Below are 6,829 nucleotides of genomic sequence, written 5' to 3'. Positions count from 1 at the left end.
TCATTTACACGCAACCCCATTCACTTAGACTTGTTTCTCGACAATTCAAGTATAAAGGATTGGTAGGTTGCGTGTTAACCTTTTTCAGAATATTTAATGTACCCCAACAAATATTATAGAGCCTTTTTAAAAAACACACGAAAAAACCCTTGAAATGTTGTGTAGCAACATTTCAAGGGTTTTATTAGCATATACTTGATGCTAAAATTAACGAGAGTAGAATTCAACGATTAATTGTTCAGAGATTTCAGATGGTAATTCAGAACGTTCTGGTAAACGGTTGAAAGTACCTTCTAATTTATCTGCATCAAAAGTTAAATATTCTGGTACGAAGTTTGTCACTTCGATTGCTTCTTTTACGATATCAAGGTTTCTTGATTTTTCGCGAAGACTAATAGTTTGGCCAGGTTTTACTAAGAATGATGGAATATCAACACGTGAACCATCAACAGTAATATGACCATGGTTAACAAGCTGACGAGCTTGTCTACGAGTACGTGCAAGACCTAAACGGTAAACTAGGTTATCAAGGCGAGTTTCAAGTAAAGTCATGAAGTTTTCACCATGAACACCTTTCATTTTACCAGCTTTATTGAATAGAGTACGGAATTGACGTTCGTTCAAACCATACATAAAGCGTAGTTTTTGTTTTTCTTGTAATTGTAGACCATACTCAGAAAGCTTTCTGCGTTGGTTAGCTCCGTGTTGCCCAGGAGCATAAGGGCGTTTGTCTAGCTCTTTACCAGTGCCAGTTAATGAAATGCCAAGACGACGAGATTTTTTCCATACAGGACCTGTATAGCGTGCCATAGGACATTTCCTCCTTTATATTTTATTTGCATAAAACAAAATTCAGGCCGTGATCGTTCCAACCGCCATTATGTTTTCATGTACCATCACTCCAGCAGCTGAGAGTTACGCGATACACCTCAATGTTAGAGGAACAAAATGGTTCGAATGGTGATGCACTGAGGCTGCCGTATTATTTTACACAAAGACTAGTATATAATTTTTTATGGCTTAAGTCAATGATTCTTTTAAAGAAAAGCTATTTTGAGGAAAAAGTGAGTAGGTTTAGTATACTTGAATAGGAAAAAATTAGGAAGTTTTATATAATTAAGTTAAATAGTGAAAAATTCCCTTGACAGGTGATGGGTATGAGTAGAAAGAAATTTCATGAAAATTTAATATTGTTGAATTACGATTTATTAACGACGGTATCACCTAAGAGTAAGGAATACTTTTATGGGAAGCTATCAGAGAATTTAAAAGCCATTTTTGATTTTACATTTTCACATTTTTATTTATATGACCAAACGGCTAATCATTTTAAGTTAATCACTCCAATTGCAGACTCATGTAAATTGCGTGATAACGTTCAGGATAAGAACTATAGAAAAGCGATTGAAGATGGTGAGATATCCATTCCCATAAATGAAGAAGATTTTATTGAATGCAATGAGCAAAATATCGATATAGTTGCTATTTCGATTCAACCTAAAAAAGGTCCAATCGGGATGATTATTTGTGGTTTTTCAACTAAACATCATTTAATGGCTGAAGAAGTAATCCATATTATCAAAGAAGAAATGGAAAAAACACTTAATATAAAGCATGAATTACTTTTATCACTATCGAGAGAACGAAAACACCAATTATTATATGAAATAACCTCAAAATTTTTAGTTTTAACGAATAAAACAGATATTCTGATTGAGATAATCTCAAGCATTCGACATGTATTTCCTGATTTTGGAGTGAATCTATTATTATCTCAGGACCATGATCATACATTGGATTTACCTATTAAGACAATAGAGCTAAGTGATCAAACAGCTAGTTCTCAAGCTTTTCTAAATGGTGAGGTACAGCTAGAGAATCGAATTATTGAAAAGGATACATGTATATATGCACCATTTAAAGGCCATCAGGGTGTCTATGGAGTACTACAAATTATTATTCCAAAACGGATAGAAGTGCAGGATGCGGATGTAGAATTTATAAGGAAGTTTTCCCATATTGCTGGCTTAGCTATTGAAAGTACGGCACTTTATCAACATTCAAATCACTTAGTATCTGATTTAAAATTAATCAATGATTTGACTCATCAGCTAAATTCCCGTTTAGATTTAACAGAAATAACAAGATTGGTAAGAAAACAAATTACTCAAATTTGTCATCCGGATGAAATTGGGTTTATCTATAAAGTGCAGGAAAATAATGTTCACCAATTTGACGTGATTGAAGGTAGTACTGATTTTTTTGAAACGTTGGCTGGACACGGGCTTATTAAAGGTTTTGTTAAAGCAAGGGAGGCTGTTTTTTCTGGGGATTATCAATCTGGAGATGTGAAAACTCCTTATCGCTCTGTAATGGTTATACCAATGGAAAATGCGGGTTCAATAAACGGATATGTGGTTGCTCTACATCAGGAACCATATGCTTTCACATTTGACCATTTCAAATTATTACAATCTATCATTCGTCATTCAACACTTGCTTTTGTAAATACTATATTAGCAGAGAAATTAAAGAAGGCAGCTTCGACTGATTATTTGACTCATTTATATTCAAGGAATTATTTTGATGAAAAAATTATGTATCATATGGAAAAGGGAACGATGGGGACATTAATTCTCTTTGATATTGATGATTTTAAGCAAGTAAATGATAATTTTGGTCATTATGTTGGAGATGAAGTAATCAAGCAAGTGGCAAATATTATCTTGGAGAACATTGAGGAATATGATATAGCAGCACGGTGGGGTGGAGAAGAGCTTGCCATTTATTTACCAAATAGCGATTTAAATATGGGTGTTCAATTAGCTAGAGCTATTAATACAGAAGCGGAAAACTTTACTGATCCAAAGGTAACATTATCAGCTGGAGTTTCTTCATGGAAAGCCGGTGAGGAAGACACTGCACGAAACTTATTCATTCGAGCAGATAAAGCATTGTATGAGGCGAAAAACCTTGGGAAGAATTGTGTTGTAAAATACAGTATGAAAGAACAAGTAGCTGAAAGTTAAAGAACAAAGCGGAAGCGTCCGGTTAGGGACATACGGATGTGAGGGGAGTTTCGCTTGTCCCTGGGTACAGGATTGGAAGTGAGCATTTATATATTCATATCTATTGGCAGTTTCTATTATAATTTTGCTAAACGATGAAAGAAAGAGGATGCCGAGACATCCTCTTGATATTTTATAGGCACTTAACTATTTCTTCTACAAACTTCTCTAAATAAACCTGATCTGTTTCATCAAATCGATTTAATGATGGACTATCAATATCTAGGACTCCAAAAACTTCATCATTTTTAATAATCGGAATAACGATTTCAGATTGGCTCGCACTATCACATGCAATATGGCCAGGGAATTGATTTACATCTTCTACAAGTTGTGTTTTCCGTTCTTTAACAGCTGTACCGCATACACCTCTTCCGTAGCTTATACGAATACATGCTGGTAAACCTTGGAATGGTCCAAGTACAAGTTCATCATCTTTCCATAAATAAAACCCAACCCAGTTAACATTATTAAGGAATTGATTTAAAAGGGCAGATGCATTAGAAAGATTTGCTATAATATCTTTTTCATCATGAACTAATGCTGCTAGTTGTTTAATTAGAAGTTCATAGTCTTTGACTCTATTGCCTGAATAAGCAGTTGTTTGGAACATTTTAATACTTCCTTCCTAAAATTTGTTAAAAATATCCTGTGATTTCATGCAGGATAATCCATTTCTTTGTCGTATTAAGTATATAGGACAATATAAAATGAAAGGAGTTGATTTTCAATGAAAGATACCCCTACAAAAAGAAAAGTAGTCGAGGCTGCTTCGACACTATTTTACCAAAAAGGGTTTCATGGTACCTCAGTTCGTGATATCGCTGAAAAGGCCTCTGTAAATGTTTCTTCTGTTAGTTATTACTTCAATGGGAAACAAGGGCTTTTGGAATATGCGGTTTCCAATTACTATGAAGAATATTTGTCTGTCATTGAAGCAACTCTAGAGGAAACACTAGATGAATCATCAATTGAAAAATTAAAAAGATTAATATATAAAATTATACAATATAAGCATATGAATCTACAATTATCCTGTTTTATACATAGAGAATTATCGATGGACTCTGTATTTGTCCGTGAGATGGCTGTAACTTACTTAGCAAAAGAAAATTTTATCATTGGCAATACATTTTCTGATGTGTTTAAAGACAAAAAAGATGATAAACATAGACTAGATCGCCAATTTCTCTTAATGCAATTAAAGGGAATGCTTGTTACACCATATGTATTACATAATGAATGGAGAAATCAGGTGGTAGGAGACTATTCCCACTCTTTGTTTGTTAATAGATACGTGAAAACTATACATAAGTGGTTAGATTATATATCTGAGTAATAAGAGTAAAGTGACCAGTATAAATAATAGTACAAAGAATAATCCGAGCGGCGATTTACAATTCTTTTAATAGAATTTGTATCCGTTCGGTTTTTTATTTAGTTGTTTCCAAAATGTTGAAGTTGAATTTGTATAAACTGCGTAGTGACGTGGTCTATGTTTACTTGAATCGGGCTCATGATCAGTATGGAGTGTCTCATGTTTTCCCGAATCGGTCGCATGTTCTGACTGTTAGGGAGCATGTTTTCCTGATTTAGTTGCATGGTCTAGTGCGCCCTTAGATCTCAACAACGGAAATCCGTATTTTAAAATGGAAACACACGTATTTCAACTGAAAAATGATTAGTAGTTACCATACAGTTTCCATCAACTAAGAAAAAAGCTTAACAGTCTGTGATGATTATTCTATTGTAGAAAATTAATTTATAAACACCATTATATTATTATAAAACGTATGGATTTACAGCATTAATATCCATAAACACTTAAATTTTGACAAAAATTCACTTTTTATTTGATTTTTTTAGCCAAAAATCGCATATACATGGTATTATAGGGATTATAGTAAATACGTAATCATAAAATTATATTCATATTTACATAGAAGGAATTTCTTGGGATTTTTAGGGGGCTTTACAATGGAAATTATTATCGGAATTATACTATTGGTTATTGTGTTAATCATTATAAGCCTAATTATGAGGAAGCGAATATATGATTTTGTGGACCGTCTGGAAAGCTGGAAATTAGATATTATGAATCGCAATGTCTCTGCTCAGCTAACTAAAATTAAAGCACTTAATTTATCAGGAGAGACACAAGATAGATTTGAATCCTGGAAGGAACGTTGGGAACGAATACTTTCTAATGAACTACCTGACACTGAAGAATATTTGTTTGATGCAGAAGAAGCGGCAGATAAATTCCGTTTTTCTACCGCCAAAAAGATTCTTCGTAAAACGGAGCAGGCTTTACAAACTATTGAAAAAGATATTGAAAGAATTCTAACTGAGTTAGATGACCTGGTTGAATCTGAAGAGTCAAGTCGTAAAGAAGTTGAAAATATTCAACCTTCGATAAAGAATCTACGCAAAACAATCGCGCAAAACAGATTCCAATATGGCAAAGCAGAAGTTCGATTTGAAGTAGAAATTGATGAATTAAATGAACTTCTAGGAGATTATCATGATTTAGTTGATTCTGGTAATTATACAGAAGCAAAAGAATTAGTGGACTCCCTTAAGCTGAGACTTGAACAATTACAAGTTGAAATTGATGAATTCCCTGAAATTTATCGTGCTTGTAAACAGGATATACCTTCCCAAATAGATGATTTATATGCTGGTATTAAAGAGATGAAAGAAGAAGGTTTTCGAATAGAACATCTTGGATTTGAGAAGGAATTACAAGGATATCAACAACGTTTATTAGATTGTGTGAAAGCCTTAGAAAAAGGACAAGCAACAGAGGCTAAAACGTTAAGAAGTGAAATTGAAGAGCGAATTCAAGAAATGTACCAACTTCTTGAGAAGGAAGCTATTGCAAAGAGTTATATGGAGTCGCAAGCAAACAGCTATCAAAATTCTATTAAAGAAGTTGCCGCTTCCTTTGAGGAAACAAAATCAGAAGTAGAAACATTAAAACAAACGTATTATTTCGATGATCAGGATATGGAGAAATACTTAACTTTAGAAAAGAGTATTACACAATTACAAAAGGTATATGACGAGATAGAATTTGGGTTGGAAGATGAAAAAACTCCACACTCTGAATTACGAACGATTCTTGAGACTGGCTTTAGTCAATTGGGAGATCTAGTAGAAAAACATCATGACTTTAAGGTAAGTGTATACAACTTAAGAAAAGATGAAATAGAAGCAAAAGAGAAGTTAACGAATATTCGTGATCAAATTAATGACATTAATCGTAGACTTAAAAAGAGTAATATTCCAGGTGTGCCACAATTCATTTGGAATTCAATGGATGAGGCATTAGAGAAATGTAATCAGGTGTTAACTGCATTAGAGAAAAATCCATTAGATATTTCTGAAGTACAACAATCACTTTCCACTGCAAAAACATCAGTTGATTTATTGATTGAACAAACAGACGTTATGTTAGATCAAGCAAATCTTACAGAACAAGTTATTCAATATGCTAACAGATACCGAAGTAAGTATCCGTTACTTGCTGCAAAGCTTTTAGAAGCAGAAACATTATTCAGAAACTTTGATTATGAAGTTGCTTTGGAGCAAGCTGCTCGAGCACTAGAAGAGGTTGAACCTGGTGCGTTGAAACGAATTGAAGAGAATCAGTTAATAATAAAATAGGTAATGGTCCCTTAAAGGCTGTTTTGTGGAATTTAATTTCCTAAAGACAGCCTTAAGTTTTTGTAAATGGCTACTTTATCCTAACTTATTAC

5 protein-coding genes are annotated in these 6,829 nt (G+C 33.5%); 3 read left to right on the top strand and 2 right to left on the bottom strand.

What is annotated here, in order from left to right; genetic code table 11:
* Window positions 1–207 precede the first annotated feature (207 nt).
* Window positions 208–810, bottom strand: coding sequence for a 30S ribosomal protein S4 (rpsD, locus tag K332_RS0105065; RefSeq protein WP_026906481.1), 603 nt, complete (start codon window positions 808–810; stop codon window positions 208–210).
* Between the two features lie 347 nt (window positions 811–1,157).
* On the opposite strand from rpsD, the gene K332_RS21935 reads away from it, so the two are divergent.
* Window positions 1,158–3,029, top strand: coding sequence for a sensor domain-containing diguanylate cyclase (locus K332_RS21935; RefSeq protein ID WP_051359347.1), 1,872 nt, complete (start codon window positions 1,158–1,160; stop codon window positions 3,027–3,029).
* A gap of 172 nt (window positions 3,030–3,201) precedes the next feature.
* Here K332_RS21935 and K332_RS0105055 read toward each other — a convergent pair whose 3' ends face one another.
* Window positions 3,202–3,681, bottom strand: coding sequence for a GAF domain-containing protein (locus K332_RS0105055; RefSeq protein WP_026906480.1), 480 nt, complete (start codon window positions 3,679–3,681; stop codon window positions 3,202–3,204).
* Window positions 3,682–3,798: 117 nt separating this feature from the next.
* Here K332_RS0105055 and refZ point away from each other — a divergent pair, with 117 nt between their 5' ends.
* Both refZ and ezrA read left to right on the top strand, forming a co-directional pair.
* Window positions 3,799–4,407 (top strand): forespore capture DNA-binding protein RefZ, encoded by a 609-nt coding sequence (gene refZ, locus K332_RS0105050; RefSeq protein ID WP_026906479.1) that lies wholly within the window; start codon window positions 3,799–3,801, stop codon window positions 4,405–4,407.
* Window positions 4,408–5,045: 638 nt separating this feature from the next.
* On the top strand, window positions 5,046–6,737 hold the full coding sequence (gene ezrA / locus K332_RS0105045; RefSeq protein ID WP_026906478.1) for a septation ring formation regulator EzrA: 1,692 nt from the start codon (window positions 5,046–5,048) through the stop codon (window positions 6,735–6,737).
* Window positions 6,738–6,829: the final 92 nt, after the last annotated feature.

The sequence above is a fragment of the Paucisalibacillus globulus DSM 18846 genome, from assembly GCF_000482485.1.
In the GTDB taxonomy this organism is placed as follows: domain Bacteria; phylum Bacillota; class Bacilli; order Bacillales; family Amphibacillaceae; genus Ornithinibacillus; species Ornithinibacillus globulus.
Note: the sequence above shows the minus strand (reverse complement) of the source record. Positions and strands in the feature narration are given on the sequence as shown.